At 39.8% G+C, this 21314-nt stretch carries 20 protein-coding genes; 11 read left to right on the plus strand and 9 right to left on the minus strand.

Features of this window, described 5'->3' with window-relative positions; genetic code table 11:
- Nucleotides 1–103: 103 nt before the first annotated feature.
- Complete coding sequence (locus OFO00_RS05905; RefSeq protein ID WP_270865274.1) at nt 104–856, minus strand: sulfite exporter TauE/SafE family protein; 753 nt, start codon at nt 854–856, stop codon at nt 104–106.
- 9 nt (nt 857–865) lie between these two features.
- Complete coding sequence (locus tag OFO00_RS05910) at nt 866–1618, minus strand: YaaA family protein (RefSeq protein ID WP_270865275.1); 753 nt, start codon at nt 1616–1618, stop codon at nt 866–868.
- A gap of 70 nt (nt 1619–1688) precedes the next feature.
- On the opposite strand from OFO00_RS05910, the gene OFO00_RS05915 reads away from it, so the two are divergent.
- The 7 genes from OFO00_RS05915 to OFO00_RS05945 all read left to right on the plus strand — a co-directional run bounded on the left by OFO00_RS05915 (nt 1689) and on the right by OFO00_RS05945 (nt 12615).
- Entirely contained in the window at nt 1689–2957 is a 1269-nt protein-coding gene (locus OFO00_RS05915) for an anthranilate synthase component I family protein (RefSeq protein WP_270865276.1), read from the plus strand.
- Nucleotides 2954–4555, plus strand: coding sequence for an anthranilate phosphoribosyltransferase (trpD, locus tag OFO00_RS05920; RefSeq protein ID WP_270865277.1), 1602 nt, complete (start codon nt 2954–2956; stop codon nt 4553–4555). The genes OFO00_RS05915 and trpD overlap by 4 nt, the downstream gene beginning before the upstream one ends.
- Nucleotides 4556–4672: 117 nt before the next feature.
- A complete protein-coding gene (locus OFO00_RS05925; RefSeq protein ID WP_270865278.1) occupies nt 4673–6688 on the plus strand; it encodes a type I restriction-modification system subunit M in 2016 nt (671 codons plus the stop codon).
- A gap of 10 nt (nt 6689–6698) precedes the next feature.
- Nucleotides 6699–7976, plus strand: a complete 1278-nt coding sequence (locus OFO00_RS05930) for a restriction endonuclease subunit S (RefSeq protein WP_270865346.1) — start codon at nt 6699–6701, stop codon at nt 7974–7976.
- A gap of 51 nt (nt 7977–8027) precedes the next feature.
- Nucleotides 8028–10883: a type I restriction endonuclease subunit R gene (locus OFO00_RS05935; protein WP_270865279.1), complete on the plus strand. Its 2856-nt coding sequence runs from the start codon at nt 8028–8030 to the stop codon at nt 10881–10883.
- Nucleotides 10883–11986: a DNA adenine methylase gene (locus tag OFO00_RS05940; RefSeq protein ID WP_270865280.1), complete on the plus strand. Its 1104-nt coding sequence runs from the start codon at nt 10883–10885 to the stop codon at nt 11984–11986. Before OFO00_RS05935 ends, OFO00_RS05940 begins: the two co-directional genes overlap by 1 nt.
- Before the next feature lie 2 nt (nt 11987–11988).
- Nucleotides 11989–12615 carry a phosphoribosylanthranilate isomerase gene (locus OFO00_RS05945; RefSeq protein ID WP_333721409.1) on the plus strand — a complete coding sequence of 209 codons (627 nt, stop codon included), beginning with the start codon at nt 11989–11991 and terminating at the stop codon, nt 12613–12615.
- Between the two features lie 32 nt (nt 12616–12647).
- Here the strand turns inward: OFO00_RS05945 and sodB are convergent, their stop codons facing one another.
- Nucleotides 12648–13271 (minus strand): superoxide dismutase [Fe], encoded by a 624-nt coding sequence (gene sodB, locus OFO00_RS05950; RefSeq protein ID WP_270865281.1) that lies wholly within the window; start codon nt 13269–13271, stop codon nt 12648–12650.
- 151 nt (nt 13272–13422) lie between these two features.
- Here sodB and ribH point away from each other — a divergent pair, with 151 nt between their 5' ends.
- The 4 genes from ribH to OFO00_RS05970 are packed head-to-tail and all read left to right on the plus strand — an operon-like array spanning nt 13423 to nt 15705.
- The gene (gene ribH, locus OFO00_RS05955; protein WP_270865282.1) at nt 13423–13893 is read left to right on the plus strand and encodes a 6,7-dimethyl-8-ribityllumazine synthase; all 471 of its coding nucleotides are present in this window, start codon (nt 13423–13425) and stop codon (nt 13891–13893) included.
- Between the two features lie 2 nt (nt 13894–13895).
- Complete coding sequence (gene nusB / locus OFO00_RS05960; RefSeq protein ID WP_270858155.1) at nt 13896–14285, plus strand: transcription antitermination factor NusB; 390 nt, start codon at nt 13896–13898, stop codon at nt 14283–14285.
- Nucleotides 14282–14968: an orotidine-5'-phosphate decarboxylase gene (gene pyrF / locus OFO00_RS05965; RefSeq protein ID WP_270865283.1), complete on the plus strand. Its 687-nt coding sequence runs from the start codon at nt 14282–14284 to the stop codon at nt 14966–14968. The genes nusB and pyrF overlap by 4 nt, the downstream gene beginning before the upstream one ends.
- A complete protein-coding gene (locus tag OFO00_RS05970; RefSeq protein ID WP_270865284.1) occupies nt 14965–15705 on the plus strand; it encodes a DUF3108 domain-containing protein in 741 nt (246 codons plus the stop codon). Before pyrF ends, OFO00_RS05970 begins: the two co-directional genes overlap by 4 nt.
- A gap of 1 nt (nt 15706) precedes the next feature.
- On the opposite strand, the gene OFO00_RS05975 is transcribed toward OFO00_RS05970, so the two are convergent.
- From OFO00_RS05975 to OFO00_RS06000, 6 genes are read right to left on the minus strand one after another with little or no spacing between them, the layout of a single operon-like run.
- Nucleotides 15707–16162 (minus strand): hypothetical protein, encoded by a 456-nt coding sequence (locus tag OFO00_RS05975; protein WP_270865285.1) that lies wholly within the window; start codon nt 16160–16162, stop codon nt 15707–15709.
- Nucleotides 16163–16171: 9 nt separating this feature from the next.
- Complete coding sequence (locus tag OFO00_RS05980; RefSeq protein WP_270858159.1) at nt 16172–16888, minus strand: DUF4230 domain-containing protein; 717 nt, start codon at nt 16886–16888, stop codon at nt 16172–16174.
- A 22-nt stretch (nt 16889–16910) separates the two neighbouring features.
- A complete protein-coding gene (gene ilvA, locus OFO00_RS05985; protein WP_270865286.1) occupies nt 16911–18122 on the minus strand; it encodes a threonine ammonia-lyase in 1212 nt (403 codons plus the stop codon).
- A 2-nt stretch (nt 18123–18124) separates the two neighbouring features.
- Entirely contained in the window at nt 18125–18514 is a 390-nt protein-coding gene (locus OFO00_RS05990; protein ID WP_270865287.1) for a CoA-binding protein, read from the minus strand.
- The gene (trmA, locus tag OFO00_RS05995) at nt 18511–19620 is read right to left on the minus strand and encodes a tRNA (uridine(54)-C5)-methyltransferase TrmA (protein WP_270865288.1); all 1110 of its coding nucleotides are present in this window, start codon (nt 19618–19620) and stop codon (nt 18511–18513) included. Before trmA ends, OFO00_RS05990 begins: the two co-directional genes overlap by 4 nt.
- Nucleotides 19607–21310 carry a Na+/H+ antiporter NhaC family protein gene (locus OFO00_RS06000; protein WP_270865289.1) on the minus strand — a complete coding sequence of 568 codons (1704 nt, stop codon included), beginning with the start codon at nt 21308–21310 and terminating at the stop codon, nt 19607–19609. The genes trmA and OFO00_RS06000 overlap by 14 nt, the downstream gene beginning before the upstream one ends.
- Between the last annotated feature and the right edge of the window lie 4 nt (nt 21311–21314).

Raw genomic sequence — 21314 nt, forward strand, 5'->3', positions numbered from 1 at the left:
TGCTTTTAATTTGAGCTTTGTAGATTGCTTCGGAAGCCGCTTCACGCTTCCTCGCAATAACACTTAAAAATAAAATTTCGCCAAATTTTAAAATTCCGAAATTTTACAAAATCCCAAAATCAATTCCTAGCGTCTTTTTAAGGGCTAGTAAAAACATCACCACATACATCACCAAAAGGCATTTTTTCTGCGTGCTTTTAGCCACTTTGTGCGAAATCTTCGTGCCAAAATACACGCCTAAAAGGCCACCAAGCCCCATTAACACGCCCTCTAAATACTGCACATTGCCATTATACGCCATGCTTAAAAATCCGCTAAACGAGCTAAAAATCACGAAAAATAGCCCCATAGAAACGGCTTTTTTGATATCCACGCCTAAAAATCCCACCAAAATCGGCGTCAAAAAAATCGCCCCGCCAACGCCCATACTAATGGCGATTGCGCCGATTGCAAAGCCCACGGCAAAAAGCAAAATTTTGGCTGGTTCTTTGGGCGCAGTGTTTTCGACATTTGTCATCAAAACCCTGCAAAACGCGATTGTCAAAGTCAGCAAAAGTCCGATTTCTAGGACGATTGAAGCCACATTTGCGACGATAAAGCCAGAAAGCGACGCGCCACAAAGTCCGCCAAGCCCCACAATCACGCCACTATCGAGGCGGAGTTTGCCTGCTTTATAGTTTAGATACGACCCAAAAATCGCGCTAAAAAGCATTTGCAAAATCGAAATCCCCACGGCTTCTTTGATATCGTATCCTAGCGCCATCATTATCGGCACGACGATTGTGCCGCCACCAATGCCGAAAAACCCAGAAATGCAACCTACCAAAATCCCTAAAAATGGTATTATAAAAAGCATTTTCTCCCCTTAGTTTTCGCAAATTTCCAAAACTATCTCTTTTTTGAGCGAAATTTCTCTGATTTCGGCTAATTTTACACCACTAAAATTTAAATTTAAAATTTCTCGTTCGGTTTTGGCTAAATTTCGTGCGATTTCGCGCAATACTTTCCCGCGATACGCCTTAGCATAGTGGCTAACTACCTTGCCATTTTTGATAAATTTAAAGCCCAAATGCGGGACTTTTAACTCGTAAAATTTCTCATAAAACCCAGCGCGCAGATCCACCACGCACTCGCCGTTCCCCACTTCGCACTCTAAAATTTCATCGATTTTCGCGCTAAAATTTTCCCTGTAAATTTTTGGCAAATCAAGCCCAGCAAATTTCTCGCCTTGTTTAAGCTTGTATTCAGGGAGCTGGTCGCGCCCCAAAATCGGCCCAAAAAGATTTGAAAAAATTATCACATTAACGCCCAAAAATTCGCGCGCAGTGTCTTCAAGCTTAGCGTAAGCTAACGCCTCATACGCCACACCAGTGTAACGCTCCAATGCGCTCACACAGCCTTTTTTAAAGATACTCTCTCGCAAACTCTCATCAATTTGTTTTAGCCCAAAAAGCTTGCAAAGCGCGTCATTATCGGCATTAGCGATAAATTTTTCATACTCTTTGACAGCGTTTTCTCGCACTCCACTCTCATCGCAAAATTCGAAATTTGACAAATCCAAAATTTTATCCGAGCCGATTTTCGACTTCATCTCGCTTGGCGAAAACAAAACTTTCATCACAATCCTTATACAAAATTTAAGCCCATTTTACTATAATCTAAGTTACAAAAAAATACAAAGAGGGCGCATGTTTTTAAAAGATCCGATTTTTTATTTCAAAAATATTTTATCTAGGTTTCCAAACTCCTATCTCGCCGAAGACGGCGGACAAATCATCATCGGCATTGACTGCGAATATTTGCAAGGCGATGACCTTGATAAACTCAAATTTGCCCTACAAAACACCACGCAAATTTGCGAATTTGCAGGGCTTTTTGGAGTGCTAAGCTACGAAGCTGTTTATAAATTTGAACGCTTGGGCGACATTAAGCCAAAGCTTTATGATTTTCCGACATATTTTTACGCAAACGCAAGGGCGTATCTGCACTACGACAAACAAAGCAAAATTTACAGCTTTTATGGCGAAGGAAAATATTTTGAAAATTTGGAAAATTCCAGCGATACTGCGCCGAAATTTGGTGGCGAGAAATTTTATAAAATCAAAACCGATTTAAACGCCGAAAAAAAGGACGCCGAGTGTATTTTCAATAAGGCAAAAGAGTATATCAAAAGCGGCGATATTTTTCAGGTCGTGCCGTCTCAAACACTGCAAATTTATTCGAATTTAGACCCTTTGGAGTTTTATGAAATTTTAAAACGCCAAAATCCAAGCCATTATATGTATTTTTTCCCGACACCTTACGGCGTGGTGGCCGGAAGCTCCCCTGAACTCGTGCTTCAAATCAGAAATAACGAAATTTTTGTCGCTCCCATAGCAGGAACGAGACCTCGCGGTAAGGATGCAAATGAAGATGAAGCCCTAAAAAATGAGCTACTTGGCGATGAAAAAGAGATGAGTGAGCATAAAATGCTAGTTGATTTGGCGCGAAACGACATTGGCAAATTTGCCAAAAAAGGAAGCGTGAAAGTGCGAAATCTAGCGCATGTGCAGTTTTTTGAAAGCGTTATGCATATCGTCAGCGATGTGCGTGGCATAAAAGATGAAAGCAAGGATAATTTTGATGTCTTAGGCGTGGTTTTTCCTGCCGGAACGCTTAGCGGAAGTCCAAAAATTCGTGCTATGCAAATCATAAATGAGCTTGAAAGCCACGCTAGGGGAATTTATGGCGGCGGGATTGGCTTTTGGCATTTTAACGGCGATTTGCAAATGGCGATTTTAATCCGTTCGGCGATTTTTGTAAAAGACAAAGCAAAGCCTGAATTTAGCGATGTTTTCGTGGGAGCAGGATACGGGCAGGTGTTTGATAGTGTGTTTGAAAACGAATACGCCGAAATTTGCAACAAACGCAAATCTTGCCTAAAAATTTTTGAAAAAACTTGCAAGGAAATGCAATGATTTTAATGATTGATAACTACGATAGTTTCGTATTTAACATATATCAATATGTGTTAGAGACTACCGATGAAGAGATAATTTGCAAACGAAATGACGAAATCACGCTTGAAGCGATTAAATTTTTATCGCCAAGCAAGATTATTTTAAGCCCGGGTCCAAAACACCCAAAAGATAGCGGAATTTGCCTAGAAATTTTAAAGGCAAATTTAGGAATACCCATTTTAGGCGTGTGTTTGGGTCATCAAGCCATAGGATTAAGCTTTGGCGCGAAAATCAAAACGCTAGAAGTGCCAAAACACGGCAAAACTAGCGAAATTCGCGTAGTGGGCGAAAATGCCGTTTTGACAGGCTTGCCTAGCAAATTTGAAGTTATGCGTTATCACTCGCTTTATGTCGATGAATTGCCCGAAAATTTGGAGATTTCAGCTGTGAGTGAAGATGGCGTCATAATGGCGATAAAGCACAAAGAGCGCGAAATTTACGGCATTCAGTTTCACCCTGAGAGCTATTTCACGCAGTATGGCAAAAAAATCATTGAAAATTTTGTAAATTTAAACAAACCCCAAATCAAGGAGAAAAAAGTGAGCAATTTCGCCCCGTTTATGATAAAGCTACAAAAGGGCTTCCCGCTCGAAGGCGGCGATTATGAAGAGATTTTTAGTGCCGTTATGGCAAAGGATTATGACATAGTGCAACTGGCTGGTTTGCTCGTGCTAATTAGCGAAAAATCGCTCTACCCAGATAGCCTAAGTGCGCTTGTGCGAAGCGTTTTGAAATACTCCAAAACTTACAGCGATGAAAGAGCTATGCTAGACATCGTAGGCACCGGCGGAGACGCGCTAAAAACGATAAATATCTCCACAACCTGCGCGTTTATCTTGGCTTCTCTTGGCGTCAGGGTCGGCAAACACGGCAACAGCGCAGTATCAAGCAAGAGCGGATCGAGCAATATCTTTGAAGCCTTAGGAGTGCCGTTAAATAGCGATCTTGGCGAACTTAGAGCGCTTATGGATAAGACAAATTTGGCGTTTTTCCATGCGCCGTTTTTTCACAAGGTTACAGCCGAAGTCAAAGAAGCGCGAACTCGCCTTAAAATCGGCACTTTCTTTAATATTTTAGGACCTTTGCTAAATCCAAATTTGACCCTTTCAAATCAAGTCGTAGGCAACTACCACGAAGAAGTAAATGAGCTTATAGCGCAAACTCTGCAAAAACTAGGTCGAAAGCACGCCCTAGTCGTGCATGGCATGGACGGCATGGACGAGATCACGCTGTGCGACGAGACGCTCGTGCATGAAGTGCGGGGCGAGAAAATCATCGAGTATAAAATCACGCCTGAGCAATTTGGCTTTAACCGCGCCTTTCACACCGACATCGAGGGCGGAGATAGCAAATTTAATGCTGAAATTTTTAAAAGCACGATTAAAGGCGAGTTAAAAGGACCTAAACGCGATATAGTCGTGCTAAATGCGATGTTTGCTTTGTATGCGGCTGACTTTGCCAAAAGCCCAACCGAAGCCAAAGAGATAATCGAAAACGCCATTGATAGCGGCAAGGTGTGGAAATTTTATCAAAGTTATATTAAGAATTTTGGGTAGAAATAAAAATAAAATTCGCAAATTTGTAAATTTATAAATTTGCGAATTTCACTTGTTTAAAAGCGAAAATTAGATAAAATCTACACCGAAATTTCACAACAAAATCAAGGAAAAATTTTGGATAATATCGACATTACAAACGAAGTTAATTTTATTTGGTCTATTGCAAATAGGCTTCGTGGCACTTACCAAAGCGACAAATACAAAGATGTAATTATCCCTATGGTTATAATTCGCCGTTTTGAGTGCGCCCTAAGCGACACAAAACAAAAAGTTTTAGAGCAGTTTTTGAAAAATCCAGACACACCGCCATTTATATTACAAAAATTCAGTGGTTACGATTTTTACAACACTTCCAAATTTGATTTAACCGAACTTTGCCACGATGAAAAGGACTTAAAAGCAAATTTTATAGATTATATAAATTCATTTAGCCAAAATGTAAAAGACATCATAAGCGACCTTGAATTCGACAAGCAAATCGATAAAATGGATAAAGGAAACAATCTTTATAGTATCGTCAAAGCCTTTTCTGAGCTCGATTTAAACCCCAAAACAATCGACAATATCAAAATGGGCTACATTTTCGAAGATATTATTCGTCGTTTTTCAGAAAATGCAGAAGCAGGAGACCACTACACAGGCAGGGACATTATCCACCTAATGGTAAATATTTTGCTCGTTCATTGCCCTGATTTGCAAAAAGACGGCAGAGCATTTGATATTTTAGACCAAGCTTGTGGCACAGGTGGTATGCTCTCTACTGCAAATGATACGATTAAAAAATTTAACCAAAGCGCATATATCAAGCTTTACGGACAAGAAATCAACCCAGAAAGCTATGCTATTTGCAAAGCCGATATGCTTATCAAAGGTCAAAACGCCGACAATATCTGCAAAACAGACACTCTTATTAAAGATGAATTTAGTGATACAAAATTTGATTTTGTTATAGAAAATCCGCCTTTTGGCACAGCGTGGGGTGGAAAAGAAGCTAGAAGTGGCGTAGAAATCGCAGTTAAAAACGCTTTTAAAAGTTCTCGTTTTCCAGCAGGACTTCCAAGTAGTGGCGATGCGCAAATGCTTTTTTTACAATCAGCTCTTGATAAAATCAAACCTAACGGCAAAGTCGCCATTATCCAAAACGGCTCACCGCTTTTTAGCGGCGGCGTCAGCTCAGGCGAGAGCCAAATTCGCAGATATTTGCTAGAAAATGATTACATAGACGCTATCATCGCACTTCCTACGGATTTGTTTTACAACACAGGCATTGCCACTTACATTTGGATTTTAGATAAAAACAAAAATTCACACAGAAAAGGAAAAATTCAGCTCATAAACGCAAATAGCTTTTTTGTCAAACTTCGCAAAGCTATGGGAAACAAACGAAACGAGTTAAATTCGCAAAATATCGAACAAATCACGCAAATTTACAAAAATTACGAAGAAAACGAATTTTGCAAAATTTACCCAAACACCGAATTTATCTACAAAGAATACAGCGTTTTAGAGCCTTTGCAACGCTCATACGCTATTTGCAAAGAAAGATTAGAAAATTTACCAAAAGCTCTAAATTCATTTTTTGACGAAGCTAAATTTAGCGAATTTAGCCAAAAATCAGAGCTAAACGCAAAAGAACAAAAAGAATTTGATAAGCTAAATGCAAACAAAGCCGTTTATGAAGCGATTTTTAAAACGCTAAACGAAAATTTAAGCGATGAAATTTTCTTGCAAAAAGATAAATTCACAAAGCATTTAAATGAAATTTTAAAACCTTTAAAACTAGATAAAAAATTGCTAGAAAAAATCTCTCACGCCCTTTCTAAGCCAGACCCAAATGCACAAATCCAAAGAGATAAAAACGGCGAGATAATCTACGACAAAGAGAGCAAAGACACAGAAATCATCAAATTTGATGAAAACATAGATGAATATATGCAAAAAGAGGTTTTAGCGCACAAACCTAACGCAAAGGCGTTTTTCGAAGATAAAATCGGAGCTGAAATTCCATTTACAAGGTATTTTTACAAATACTCTGCCCCAAAAGATATAAACGAACTTGAACGAGAATTTTTAGAGCTTTGCGAACATGCAAACGAGCTTACAAAAAGGCTTTTTAGCGATGAGCAGTGAGAAATTAGCGATGAAAGATAGTGGTATCGAGTGGATAGGGCAAATTCCGCAAAATTGGGAAGTTGTGAGATTGAAATATATTTTGCACGAAAGAAACGAAAGCAATAATCCCATAAAAACAGATTTTATTTTATCTCTCACAAATGAAAAAGGCGTTATTCCATACTCCGAAAAAGGAAATTTAGGCAATGTTTCAAAAGAAAATATCAGTGGTTATAAATTAGCATATCCAAATGATTTAGTTTTAAATAGCATGAATGTAGTTATAGGTTCAGTCGGAATTTCAAATTATTTTGGAGCAATTAGCCCTGTTTATTATGCACTTTACGCAGACAAAAACGCTGATATAAAATTTTATAATTATATTTTTCAAACTAGTGTTTTTCAAAATTCTTTAAAAGGCTTAGGAAATGGTATTTTAGAAATTAGAATGCGAATTCCTATGCAAAATTTAAATAATATTTTTTTACCTTTTCCGCCACTTGATGAGCAAAGGAAAATTTCTGAATTTTTAGACATTAAATGTGGCGAGATCGATGATTTGCGAAAGGGTATAAAGGAAAAAATCGCAAATTTAAAAGCCTATAAAAGTTCGCTAATCACAAAGGCAGTTACAGGCAAATTAGCAATTAGCAATGAGAAATTAGCAATGAAAGATAGCGGGATTTCTTGGATAGGCGAAATTCCACAAAATTGGGAAGTTACTAGAATTAAATATTGCGGAATTGCCAGAAATGGTTTAACTTATACACCGCAAGATTTAACTGATGAAAATGGAATTTTAGTGTTGCGTTCATCAAATATAAAAAATGAAAAAATTGATTTAAATGATAATGTTTATGTTTCTTGCAAAGTAAATTCTGGTTTAATGGTAAAAAATGGAGATATTTTAATTTGCTCTAGAAATGGAAGCAAAGAATTAGTTGGTAAAAATGCAATTATTGAAAATAATTTAAAAGCAACTTTTGGCGCATTTATGATGCTGTTTCGTTGCGATAATCCCAAATATATGTTTTATGTATTAAATTCTGAAATTTTTGCGAATTATTTAGGAAATTTTTCTACAACGACTATCAATCAACTAACTAATTCAAATTTTGGAAATATCAAATTTCCACTTCCACCGCTTGAAGAACAAAAAAGAATTTCAGAATTTTTAGATAAAAAATGCAAAATTATAGATGATTTGATAGCAAATTTAAACAGACAAAATGAGGTTTTAAGCGAGTATAAAAAATCGCTTATTTACGAGTGCGTTACTGGGAGATTAGCAATGAGCAATGAGTAATTTGGGTAAAACATTTAATTGCTCATTGCTAATTGTTAATTGGAGAAAATTATGAAATCATTTTATAGAGAAAAAGAAGAGTATCAAAGAGACATCGTAGCGGAGTTTAAAAATTTAGGCTTTGTGGAGCGAGAGAGTAAATTTTATGATAAAAAATTTGCCTTTGATAAAGATATGTTTTTTGAATTTTTAGCTGCTTCGCAAAAAGATGAGTATGAAAAGCTAAAAGCCAAATTTAGCGATGACGAGATAATAAAAGAGATAAATAATGAAATTTTAAATTTATCGCTATTAAATGCACTTAAAAACGGCGTTATAGTAGGCGATACGAAGATAAATTTGGTATATTCTAAACCAAGTAGCAACAAAAACGAAAGCCTAAATTTCAAATACAAACAAAATAAATTTAGCATAATGCAAGAAGTAAATGCCGATGATGAAAACAAACAAAGAGTGGATTTGGTGTTGTTTTTAAACGGCTTTGCGGTAGCGGTAATAGAGCTAAAAAGCAACTTCTCAGGGCAAAACTACAAAGACGCCATAAAACAATACAAAAACAGAACAATCAACAATAGTAGGTTGTTTTTGCCAAATCTGGGAGCGATAATATTTTTCGCAGCAGATTTAAACGAGTGTTATATGACAACGGAGCTTAAAGGGGGGCAGACGAAATTTTTGCCGTTTAACAAAGGCAAGGGAAGTGGGGCAAATTTAAGTAGCGGAAACGAGAGCGTGGATGATAAATTTAGCGATATTTGGTATTTATGGGAAGAAATTTTAACCCCTGATAGTCTGGTCGAGCTGATTTGTGAGTTTGTTTTTGAAGATAAATTTGGCAATGTGATTTTCCCTAGATACCACCAGCTTGATTTGATTAGAAAAATCAAAGACGATATTTTGGAAAATAGTGAATATAAAAACTATCTTATCCAGCACTCGGCAGGAAGCGGAAAGACAAAGTCGATCGCTTGGCTGTGTGATAAATTAGCAAGATTATACAAAGGTGATGAGATAAGATTTGATAGTATCTTAGTCGTAACAGACAGAAAGGTCGTCGATAGACAGCTCCAAGATGAAATTTTAAATATGGGGCATAAGGCAGGATTTGTGGAAGCCTTGGATGATGAAAAACACTCATCAGATTTGCAAAACGCCATAAAAAACGGCGTAAAAATCATAATAAGCACAATGCAAAAATTTCTTTATATCAAAAACGAAATCAAAGGCGAAAATAAAAAATTTGCCCTAATCATCGATGAAGCGCATTCTAGCACGAGCGGTGCAAATATGGAAGCTATGCAAGAAATGCTAAATTCTGAATTTGGCGGATTTGCAAAGCCAAAAAATTTAAGCGTCTTTGCATTTAGTGCGACACCAAAACCACAAACTTTGCAAATGTTTGGCAAAATGGATGAGTTTGGTAGCTTTAAGCCGTTTCATATTTATTCTATGAAACAAGCCATAGAAGAGGGCTTTATACTAAATGTGCTTGATAACTACACCACTTACGATACTTTTTATCAAATCATTAAAACAGCTAAGGATGACCCTGATTTGGATAGTGCTTCGGCAAAAAGACAGCTTAAAAAACTAATCGAGCTAAATAGCACAAATATCGAACAAAGAGTTGCCATAGTAACCGAACATTTTAGAAATTCGGTTAAAAATTTACTGGGCGGAAAAGCAAAAGCTATGGTTGTAACACCTAGCATAGAAGCTGTGATTTTATATCATAAGGCGTTTTGTGAGTATTGCGATAAAAATGGTTATGATGATTTAAAAGCCCTAATCGCTTTTAGCGGAAGCTTTGAAATGGGCGGTGCTACGCTTAGCGAAAAATCCATAAACGGCGGACTTGATGAGAGTAAATTGCCTGATGAATTTAACAAAGATGAGTATAAATTTTTATTTGTAGCTGATAAATACCAAACTGGATTTGACCAAGATAAACTTTGTGCTATGTATGTTTTTAAGGCTCTTGGTGGGATAAATGCGGTTCAGACGCTATCTCGCTTAAATCGTGTCGGTAAGATTGTGGGTAAAAAAACATTTATTTTGGATTTTGTAAATTCATACGATGATATAGAAAGTGCTTTTGCGCCGTTTTTTACGCAGACTATTTTGGAACGGGGCATAAGTGAAAATGATTTGGTAAATTTATACGAGCAGATTAAAGGCTATAATCTGATAGTGGATTTTGAAATTTCGCAAGTAATGTCGGCTTTGCAAAGTAATCAAATAGGCGCGGTTAGTTCATATTTTGAAATGCTAAAAATGCGTTTAGAAAATTTAAAAAATACCGAAAAGGTAAAATCGTTTCGCGCACTTTTATCAAAATTTGTGAAATTGTATGAATTTTTGGTGCTTGTAATCGAATTTAAAGAAAATTTCAACGATAGATATGTCTATATAAATGGATTTTTGAAATACAGCTTAGAAAATGGCGATATAGAACAAACAGATATAACAAATATGGTAAAAATCACCCAAATAAGCCAAAATAAAAATGAAATACACGAAGGTGGCGAAATAATCAGCGATCCTATCGTAAATATCTCATTTGGCGGGTTAAAAATTTCAAAAAAGAAATTGAAAAATTTAAGCCAGATTATAGCAGAGCTTAATGCGAAAATGGGCTTAGCTTACGAAGAAAATAAAAGCATAGAAGCCATAATGAAAATGACACAAATGCTACTCGAAAAACCTGAGCTAAAACAAGGCGCAAAGGCAAACGACGAGCAAGGGTTTAAAAATATGTATTTTGATATGGTTAAGGAAGTAGCTGGTGATTTGTATGATGAAGATGAGAAATTTTACGGACATTTACTAAAACACACGGATGATTTAAACCAAATTTTTAGCGTATTTAAAAGTGAAATTTACAATGCTTTGAGAAACGAGAATTGATGCGAAATTTACAAGAAAACGAAAGCTATCTGGGCGAACAACTTATTAGCTATTTGGGAAACAAACGCTCACTTTTGGGGGCGATAAATGGCGTTATAACGGATATTAAAGCAAATTTGGGAGCGGAAAAAATCAGCTTTGCTGATGTTTTTAGCGGAAGCGGTGTGGTGGCAAGATTTGCCAAAGCTCACTCAAATTTGGTTTTGGCAAATGATTTGGAAAAATACTCTTTCATCATAAATTCGTGCTATTTGGAGAATTTAACGCCCCAGTTAAAGGCTGATTTGAGTAAATTCCACGCCGAAATTTTAGCGAATTTTAAGCCCTGCGAGAGCTTTATCAGCGAACTTTACGCCCCAAAAGACGATGAAAAAATCAAAAAAGGCGAAAGGGTTTTTTACTCACGCCAAAACGCCCTTATTTTGGGGGGACTACGCACGGCGATTAGCCAAATTCCTGAGCAATTTCAAAAATACTTCATCGCTCCGCTTTTAAGCGAAGCCAGTATCCACTCAAACACGGGTGGCGTTTTTAAGGGCTTTTACAAGGACAAAAACGGCGTGGGGAAATTCGGCGGAAGTGGCGAAAACGCGCTATCTCGCATTTTGGGCGAGATAAGTTTGCCGTTTCCAGTTTTTTCAAATTTCACAAGCGATTTTCAGGTTTTCCAAAGCGATGCTTACGAGTTTAGCAAACTCGCTCCGAGCGTGGATATAGCGTATTTTGACCCGCCGTATAACCAACACCCTTATGGTTCGAATTATTTTATGCTAAATTTAATCGCGGATTTTAAAGCACCAAATTTAGGGGATTTGAGCGAAGTTAGCGGTATTCCAAACGGCTGGAACCGCTCGAATTACAACAAAAAATCTCGTGCCGCAGATGAATTTTTCACGCTTTTGACTGAATTTAGGGCAAAATATTTGATAATCTCGTTCAACTCAGAAGGCTTCATCAGAGAAGATGAATTTTTAAAAAATCTCGCTCTCATCGGTAAAGTGGGAAAAATCGAGATAAAATACCCTGCGTATCGTGCTTCAAGGAACTTGCGAAACCGAAATTTGCATGTAACCGAGTATCTGTATATCGTCAAAAAGGCGTAAAAATGGGCACTATGAAACCAAAAATCAAAATTTGTGGGATTAAAAATTTAGCCGAAGCAAAAAGCGTTTTGGAATGTGATTTTAACGGCGTTAGAGTGGATTTTTTAGGTTTAATTTTTGCCAAAAGCAAACGAAAAGTAACGCCCGAAATAGCAAAAGAAATTTCAAATTTGGTGCGTGAAAACGGTCGCAAAAGCGTCGGCGTTTTTACCGATACGAGCGATGATGAAATTTTAGAGATTTGCAAATTTGCAAATTTAAGTGTGGTGCAAATTTATAAAGAAATTTCGCCAAATTTAAAGCAAAATCTTGCAAATTTGGGTGTCGAAGCGTGGCAGGTCGTGCGTGTGAAAGATAAAATTCCAAATTTAAAAAATTTAAACTATGACAAAATTTTGTTTGATTACAAAGGCGAAAAAATGGGCGGAAACGGCGAAAGCTTCGAGTGGGAAATGCTAAAAAATCTGCAAATTCCATTTATCCTAGCAGGCGGTATCGGCGCGCAAAACCTCGCAAACGCCCTAAAAATAAAGCCTTTTTGCCTCGATATCAATAGCAAAGTAGAAAACGAAAACGGCATAAAAAACCCAGCAAAAATAATGGAAATTTTAAAAATTTGCGCGCAGTAAATCCACGCGCAAAATAAGAAGCGAAATCAAAATCAGTCGTTGCCGTGAAGCTCATCTATGTAGAATTTCACCGAGCCCATACCCTCTTTCAGAGCCCACTCATAGGCAGATGAAACGAACTCCCAGTTGATTCCAGCATAAAATTTCTCCAAATACGCTGGGCGCGCGTTGCAAACATCGATATAGTATGCGTGCTCCCACACATCGACTACTAGAAGTGGCACAAGCCCGTCGCGCGCAGGTGTGTCGGCGTTTTTCGTAGCGACAATCGAAAGCTTTTTAGTCGCTGGATCACAAACTAGCCACACCCAGCCAGAGCCAAAGTGAGCCGTCGCTGCCGCGATGAACTCAGCTTTAAAATCGGCGAAATTTTCAGCCAAAGCGGTTTTAAGCGCCTCGCTTGGCTCGCTAACTTTTGCGATACAATCCCAATAAAAGTCATGGTTATACACCTGCGCCGCGTTGTTAAAAACCCCGCCAGTAGCGTTCATTACGATATCATAAAGCCCTTTGCCCGCAAACTCGCCACTTTCGGTCATTTTATTCAAATTTGCCACATAAGTTGCGTGGTGTTTGCCGTGGTGATACTCACAGGTTTTTGCGCTTACTACGGCGTTTTTTTCTGCCTCGAAAGGTAAATTTCTAAGTTTAAACATATTCTCTCCTTTAAAAAAATTATCCCCTATAATACAAAAACTCTCTTAAACAAAAGATAAATTTTATCCTTTAATTGAAATTTATAAATTTATTAAAAATTTTGCCTAATTTGGCTAAACTTAGCGAATTTTGAAATTTAAAGGATATAAAATGAACATTATCGAAGGAAATTTGACCCTAAACGGCGATGAGAAAATCCTAATCATCAACGCCAGATTTAACCACATCATCACAGATCGCCTAGTAGAAGGCGCTCACGACGCATTTTTGCGACATGGCGGCAAAGAGGAAAATTTAAGCCTAATGCTAGTCCCTGGCGCATTTGAAATCCCGCTCGCCCTAGAAAAGGCACTTTTATCGAAAAAATACGACGCCGTCGTCTGCGTGGGCGCAGTCATCAGAGGCAGCACACCGCATTTTGACTATGTCAGCGCAGAGGTCAGCAAGGGTATCGCAAACACCATGCTTCGCCACGGCGCGCCAGTTACCTTTGGCGTGCTTACCACAGATACTATCGAGCAAGCGATCGAGCGCGCAGGCTCAAAAGCCGGCAACAAGGGCTTCGAAGCGATGACAGGCGTAATCGAAATGCTAAGCTTATTTCGCGAAATAAAGGCGTAATCATGGCGACAAGACACCAAGCGCGATTGGCGGTGATTTCGCTACTTTACGCAAAAGATATGAACGAAGAAAAGCCTGAGTTTGAAAACGAGTATTTAGAAGAAAAAAAGATTAGAAACGAGCAGAGAAACTGGACGCTGAGCCTGCTTCACAGCGTGCGCGATAATACAGAGACAATTGACGCGCTTTTAAATGAGTATTTGAAGGAATTTAAACTGCATGAAATTTCGGCGGTTGAGCGCGCTATTTTGCGACTTGGCGCGTATGAGTTGCGTTTCAGTGATACAGACGCTGGTATCATCATAAACGAAGCCGTAACCGCAGCCAAGGAACTTGGCGCGTCCTCGAAGCTAATAAATGGCGTTTTAGACGCTATTAAGGTCGTAAAATGAAGCTTTGCGTAGCCTTGGATATGGCTAGCAAAGAGCAAAATTTAGCTTTGAGTGCGAATTTAGCGCAATTTGAGGATCAAATTTGGCTCAAAGTCGGCCTGCGCTCGTATCTGCGAGACGGGGCGAAATTTATCGAAGAACTCAAAAAAATCGCAAATTTTAAAATTTTCCTAGATCTTAAATTTTACGATATCCCAAACACCATGGCTGACGCCGCGCAGGTCGTAGCAGGTCTTGGCGTAGATATGATAAACCTGCACGCAAGCGCTGGAAAGCGCGCTATGAGCGAGGTTATGAACCGCTTAGGCGCACTAAATTCCCGCCCGCTCGTGCTTGGCGTATCGGCTCTGACAAGCTTTAACGAGAGCGAATTTGGCGAAATTTACAACGATGAAATTGCGCCAAGCGTGGTGAAATTTTCGCGTTTTGCGCATGAGTGTGGATTAGATGGCATGGTCTGCTCGGTTTTTGAATCAAGCGCGATTAAAAATGCCACAAACGACAAATTTATCACACTTTGCCCTGGCGTGCGACCTTTTGGCGAGAGCGCAAACGATCAAGCGCGCGTGGCAAATTTAAACGACGCTAAAAGCGCAAACGCCGATTTTATCGTGGTCGGTCGCCCGATTTATCAAGCGCATAATCCAGAGCAAATCGTAAATCAAATTTTGGCTAGCTTATGAGAATTTTGGCATTTCTTTTTTTCTTTTTCGGCGCAGTATTTGGCGAGACTATCGAGGCGCACTACGATATTTCTTACGGCGTTTTTGGCGTCGTGGGGCATGCTGATGCTAAATTAGTCAAAACAGCCAAAACCTACGAAATCACGCTAAATGCGAGGGCTTATGGGATCGCTGGCTCGCTAAGCGGGGATAGAAGGGAGAAATTTTACTCCAAAGGAAGCGTTGTGGGCGAGATTTTAAAACCCAAAATTTACCGCCACGAAGTCGAGCGCAAAAAGGGCAAAAAAACCATAAACACGCGCCAAATTTTCACATTTGATTACAACAACAAACGCATTAGAGAGCAGAAATTTAAGGGCGAAAACGGCGATTTGCGTCCTAGTAGCGACAAAATTTTGCCATATTTTGCCACAAACGACCTGCTAAGCGTGTTTTTTAATTTCGGCAAAATTCCGCACAAAGGCGATATGTTTTTCCTAACCGCAGCCGGAGCCAAAAACGAAACCGGGCGCATAGATGTGCAAATCCCGCGTGGCAAACATGCCAAAGCTATCCAAAACGCCTTGCAGACGAGCTCGAACCCATTTATCGTTTTTATAAATCAAAAGATTTTTTCTAGCAAAAAGGGCGAACTCTACCTCTCGCTAAATCGCCAAGAAATCGCAGAAAATGTGATTTTAAAAGATGTTTTGTTTTTCGGCGATATCCATGCTAAGCTAACTGAGTCCAAATTTTAGCCTAAAATTCATATCCGAAAATTTTAATGCCCTCTTCCAGCTTTTCGTAGCGAATTTGCGGAAATTTTGCTAGCAAATCTAACACCATTTCCAAATCATTTTTTTTCGTTTTATCATAGCTTTGCGGTATGAAAATCCACGCTATCTCATCGTATGCAAAAACTCCGATTTTAAAGGCAATTTGCGCGTTTTGTATCTGCCATTTGGAGCTGTTTTTGATAGCGTAAAAATTCGGAAAAAGGATTTTTTTTATGATAAAGCATTTGCAAAAGCTAAATTCGCCAAAAAAGCCCGCCCAAAGCTCATCTGGCACGAAATAGCCCTTGGCTTTGAGCCGTTTTTTCTCCCTGCTTAGGCAAATCGGAGTGATAAATCGTTCGAATTTAGCGTAAATTTTGCGCTTAAAGCTCGTATAATACGAAAAATACAGCTTAAACAGCGCCTCGTAAGCCTGCAACGCTCGCCCTTATTTCTCTTCGATTTGCGATTTTAGCGAGCTTGCGATAGAAATATCGCTTGGATTGATATCGATTGTCTCTAATGCCTTATCTTGGAAGACAAAGCCGATTTCTTTGGCGCCAAAACTTTTTGCTATGGTTTCAAGCGTGTCGGTTGCGGATTTGTGGATTTTGCCCCCTAAATCGTTTATGATTTTAAGCGAGAGTGCCTTAACCTCGTTTTTCGCGTCGTCGATTAGGCGGTTTTTATCGCTCTCATCAAAGCTAGATCCAAAAATACCATTTAGCGAATCAGGCAGCAAAAACGGCAAAAGTTTGGAATTTTGCTCGTCGTAAATTTTCATATCCTTAATCGAATATTTGTATTTGCAAGGTGGCATTTTGATCTCGTATTTGTCCTCGCCACGCGGAATTATGCTAAATTCAGGACTTAGCAGATCATAGACGAAATCTATCTCAAACTCGAAAATAATCGCGATTTGCTTTTTCGTCATCAATGGCGAAACTAGCGAGCCAAGGAAGCCGTCAGCGACATTTTCTTTGCGCGTAACAATCTCTTTGGAATAAATTTTAAACACGCTTAACTCGCCTATGCTTTTAAGCCGCGTAATATCCGTGCTAATCTCCGTTTTAGGGGCATTTGCGCCAGATTTTTTCATACGCAAAAACATATAAACCAAAATCACAAAAATTAAAAAATTTAAGATAAAAGCCAAATTTTCCAAATTTTATCCTTTCAAATTTCGCCTAAAACAGCTCTTTGAAATCATATCCTGCGCTTTTTAACGCCCACGCAATCTCCTCTTGGTGCGCCTTGCCCTTGGTTTCTAGCGTGATTGTGATTTGCGCATCTCCGTATTCGATCTCGGTCGAGAAGCGATCATAGTCGATTTTGACGATGTTTGCGTTCGCATCACGCAAAACATTTGTAAGCTTGGTTAGCGAGCCTGGTTTATCCACGAGAGTAACATTTATCGTCATTTTGCGGTGAGATTTGATAAGGCCTTTTTCGATGATGATGTTTAGCATTTGCACATCGATATTTCCACCACTTAAAATAATGCCGATTTTAGCGCCCTCTTCAAAGCTAAATTTATGATTGATGAGAGCTGCCACGCCCACAGCTCCTGCGCCCTCGACGATGATTTTTTGATTTTCTAGCAGATACAAAATCGCGCTTGCGACCTCCTCATCATCGACTTGGACGAACTCATCGACGCTTTCTAAAATATGTTTTAGCGTGATCTCGCTAGTATCACGCACCGCGATACCATCGGCGATAGTGCGCACGCTCTGAGAGTTTATCGCCTTTTTGGCTACGAAGCTATCGTGCATAGCAGGCGCGCCCTTTGCGCCAACGGCGATGATTTTTATATCAGGATTGATTTGTTTAGCACAGCTCGCGACACCACTGATTAGTCCGCCACCGCCCACAGGCGCTATGATATAGTCTAAATCCGCGACATCTTCTAGCATTTCAAGAGCGATTGTGCCCTGTCCTGCTTGGACTAGCTCATCATCGAAAGGATGGACAAAGGTAAGGTTGTTTTCCTTGGCGTATTCGAGCGCATAAGCATAAGCCTCGTCGAAATTATCGCCTTTTAGGATAATCTCAGCCCCCAAAGCCTTGGTGCCACTGACCTTTAAAAGCGGAGTTGCTTCTGGCATGACGATTACGGCGCGCACGCCAAATTTTTGCGCACTCATCGCCACGCCTTGCGCGTGGTTGCCTGCACTCGCTGCGATTACGCCACGGCTCTTTTCATCTTCGCTAAGATGAGCGATTTTGTTGTATGCGCCACGAATTTTATACGCGCCTGTGCGTTGTAAATTCTCGTTTTTTAGATAAATTTGCGCCCCGTAAATTTCGCTTAGCTTTGGCGCGAAAGCAAAGGGTGTCTTATGCACAAAAGCCGCTATTGTGCGCTTTGCTTGAACTATTTTATTTAAATCTACCATTTTTAGCCTTTCAAATTTTTATGCTCTATCATTATGCACTTGTTTTGGATAAAATTTACTCCATTTTTTTGCGCGAGAAAAGCCACGCTGTCGTTAAAAATGCCAAGTTGCAACCAAAGCGCTTTGGCTTTACACGCCAAAACATCGCTAAAAAGCGCATTTGCGAACTCGCCTTTTCGAAACATAACGACAATGTCGATTTTATCATTTATTTCTTTTAAATTTCTATAAACCTTCCTGCCTAAAATTTCATCAAATTTAGGATAAATCGGAAAAATTTTAAAATTTTGCGCGGCTAAATACTGCCCCACGCGGTTGCTTGGCTTGCTCTTATCTGGGCTAAGCCCCACGATAGCGATATTTTTGGCATCTCTTAAAATTTCACTTATCACGCTAACGCCTTTAAAATCACGCCACACTCGACATGATTAGTGTGCGCGAACTGATCGAAAATCGCGAATTTCTCCACCTTGTGCGTTTTGCAAAGATAGCTTAAATTTTGCTTTAAACTTTGCGGATTGCACGAAATGTAGATGATATTTTCGTAATTTTTGATGAAACCAAGCACACTTTCTTCAAGCCCTGCGCGCGGCGGATCTACCAAAATATGCGAAATTTCATAGCCTTGCAAATCTACCCCCTCTAAGCGGGTAAATTCGCGCTCGCCCCCAAATGCGCTCATTAGCTCATCTGCGCTTAGGCGCACAAATTTTATGTTTTTGGCGCCGTTTTTTTGCGCGTTTAAAAGTGCGTTTTTTATGCTATTTTTGCTAATCTCGTTTGCCAAAATTTGGCGAAATTTCGCGCTTAGCGGGATTGTGAAATTCCCATGTCCGCAATACATTTCAAGCAGATCTTTTTTAGGTGTTTTCTCATCGCCCACTGCGCCTAGCACCCACGAAATCATCTTTTCATTAACGCCTCTGTTTGGCTGCGAAAACGCCGTAGCTTCGAAAGTGTAGCGATAAGCTTGCCCCTTTATTTCAAACTCGTCTTCTAAATTTTCCCTGCCAAAAACAAGCTTTTTCCCGCGCGATCTAGCGATTAAATTTAGCCCTAAATTTCTGGCTAAATTTGCCAAATTTGCCTCGATTTCTACGACATTTCGGTGATATAAAAGCACGCATAAAAAATCATTTTTCGTGGCGATAAACTCACACCCAAAAAGTCTAAATTTTAAAATTTCATCATTTTGTAAAATCGGCAAAACTCTATCCATAAAGCTTTGGATTTTTTCATCTACGATAGGGCAGTTTTGCACGAAAACACGCTCTTTATCCCTGCCCCGCATGCTAAAATGAAGCTTCTCGCCCTCGTGGAAAATCCCAAATTCAGCCCGCGAGCGAAATGCGCTTTCTTTGGAGGCAAAAACCTCGATTTCGCCAGTATAAAACGGCGCAAACTCCGCGCTTATGCGCTCTTTTTTTAAATTTAACTGCTCTTTGTAAGGCAAATCATAAACGCAACTTCCACAAATACCAAATTTATCGCACTTCACCGCTTACCTTTTTGCCTAAAATTCGTATCGCAAGCACGGTTACGCCAAGCCCAAAGACTAGGCAGACCCAGACATTTACCCCAAGGCTAGCTGGCAAAAACCCGCAAAGTGCGCTGATGATACCCACGACGATAGCGTAAGGTAGCTGCGTGCTGACATGCTCGATATGATCGCAACCTGCGCCCATTGAGGAGAGGATTGTGGTATCTGAAATCGGTGAGCAGTGATCGCCAAAAATCGCCCCTGTAAAAACCGAGCTGATATTTAAACACATAAAAGCATGAAATTCATCGCCGCTAAGGCCGTATTTCGCCCCCACAGAGGCAGCTAGTGGCACAGCGAGTGGGGTTACGATACCCATAGTGCCAAAGCTAGTGCCGGTCGAAAATGAAATAATCGAGCTTAGCACAAAAATTACAAGCGCAAGTAGCGCCATAGGGGTGCTCTCGCCTAGCAAATCCACAAGGTATTTTGAGGTGCCAAGCTCTTTTATCGTAGAGCTTAGTGACCACGCAAAAAGCAGGATTAAAACGGTTGTGAGCATGGTTTTCCAGCCCCCAATCCAAATTTCAATTCCCTCTTTGATACCATAAATTTTTTGCCACAGCCCCAAAACTATGCCGATTATTGATGAAAACATAGCCGCTTGAAACAGCACCACAGAAGCGTCAGCCCCGCTAAATGCCGTTCTAATAGAAACAAAGGAAAACGGATCTGCTTGCACAGCCTTTAATTCCTCTTCGCCAAGCGCGCCAAGTCCGTTTGCATAAAACCCAATCACGCTTAGCACAATCATCGCTCCAAGCGGAATTAAAGCATTAATCTTGCGTGGCTCGATACCCTCTTTTGGGCTAAATGCTTGATCTTCTAAATTTGCGATTTTAAAGTCCCGTCCGCCGTTTTTGCCAGCGCGAGACGCCATTTCAGCGCGATACATAGGGCCAAATTCTCTCATCATAACAGCACTTGCCACGACAAAGAAAAGCATGTAAATATTATAAAATCTATACGGGATTGTCTCCACAAAAATCGTAAATGCGTTAATATCCTCGACGCCGATTTGCGCATACGCTTCCTTAATCGCCGAAATCTCAACCCCGACCCAAGTCGAAATCAGCGCAATTCCAGTTATCGGCGCAGCTGTCGCGTCGATGATAAAGGCAAATTTCGCACGCGAAATTTTAAATCTATCCATTAATGGACGCATGATAGGTCCCAAAATAAGGGCATTTGCGTAATCATCAAAGAAAATGATAATTCCCATAAACCAAGTGTAAATTTGCGCCCTAACCCCAGTATGCGCCCTAGCCCCAAGCCACATAGCAAGGGCTTTGGTGCCGCCACTTTTGGTAACTAGCGCGATAAGGCCTCCGATACACATAACTTGAAGCAAAATTCCCGCATTCCACGCATCAGCCATGGAAGCTACCACGCGCGCGCACAAATCCGTAAAAGCTACGACAAAGGCTGAAAGCACGCCATTATCGTTCATACCGATGAGAAATGTCCCGCTTAACACGCCCAAAAACAGCGATAAAATGACATCTTTGGTGATAAATGCAAGAGCAATCGCCACAAGTGGCGGAATCAGCGTCAGTGCGCCATAAATGCTTGCATTTTTTTCAGCTGGGCTAAGCTCCGCGCCAAAAACAAAAAACGGAAGCAAAAAAATAAATAAAATCCTAAACATAAAT

Origin of the sequence: Campylobacter sp. VBCF_04 NA7, from assembly GCF_027737405.1 — a bacterium.
GTDB lineage: Bacteria > Campylobacterota > Campylobacteria > Campylobacterales > Campylobacteraceae > Campylobacter_B.

Coding starts and splice junctions, on each gene's coding strand:
- sodB (WP_270865281.1), bottom strand. CDS start 13,271: ATGTTTAAACTTAGAAATTTACCTTTCGAGGCAGAAAAAAACGCCGTA.
- OFO00_RS05935 (WP_270865279.1), top strand. CDS start 8,028: ATGAAATCATTTTATAGAGAAAAAGAAGAGTATCAAAGAGACATCGTA.
- OFO00_RS05905 (WP_270865274.1), bottom strand. CDS start 856: ATGCTTTTTATAATACCATTTTTAGGGATTTTGGTAGGTTGCATTTCT.
- OFO00_RS05930 (WP_270865346.1), top strand. CDS start 6,699: ATGAAAGATAGTGGTATCGAGTGGATAGGGCAAATTCCGCAAAATTGG.
- pyrF (WP_270865283.1), top strand. CDS start 14,282: ATGAAGCTTTGCGTAGCCTTGGATATGGCTAGCAAAGAGCAAAATTTA.
- OFO00_RS05970 (WP_270865284.1), top strand. CDS start 14,965: ATGAGAATTTTGGCATTTCTTTTTTTCTTTTTCGGCGCAGTATTTGGC.
- nusB (WP_270858155.1), top strand. CDS start 13,896: ATGGCGACAAGACACCAAGCGCGATTGGCGGTGATTTCGCTACTTTAC.
- trpD (WP_270865277.1), top strand. CDS start 2,954: ATGATTTTAATGATTGATAACTACGATAGTTTCGTATTTAACATATAT.
- OFO00_RS06000 (WP_270865289.1), bottom strand. CDS start 21,310: ATGTTTAGGATTTTATTTATTTTTTTGCTTCCGTTTTTTGTTTTTGGC.
- OFO00_RS05945 (WP_333721409.1), top strand. CDS start 11,989: ATGGGCACTATGAAACCAAAAATCAAAATTTGTGGGATTAAAAATTTA.
- ilvA (WP_270865286.1), bottom strand. CDS start 18,122: ATGGTAGATTTAAATAAAATAGTTCAAGCAAAGCGCACAATAGCGGCT.
- OFO00_RS05915 (WP_270865276.1), top strand. CDS start 1,689: ATGTTTTTAAAAGATCCGATTTTTTATTTCAAAAATATTTTATCTAGG.
- OFO00_RS05940 (WP_270865280.1), top strand. CDS start 10,883: ATGCGAAATTTACAAGAAAACGAAAGCTATCTGGGCGAACAACTTATT.
- OFO00_RS05910 (WP_270865275.1), bottom strand. CDS start 1,618: ATGAAAGTTTTGTTTTCGCCAAGCGAGATGAAGTCGAAAATCGGCTCG.
- ribH (WP_270865282.1), top strand. CDS start 13,423: ATGAACATTATCGAAGGAAATTTGACCCTAAACGGCGATGAGAAAATC.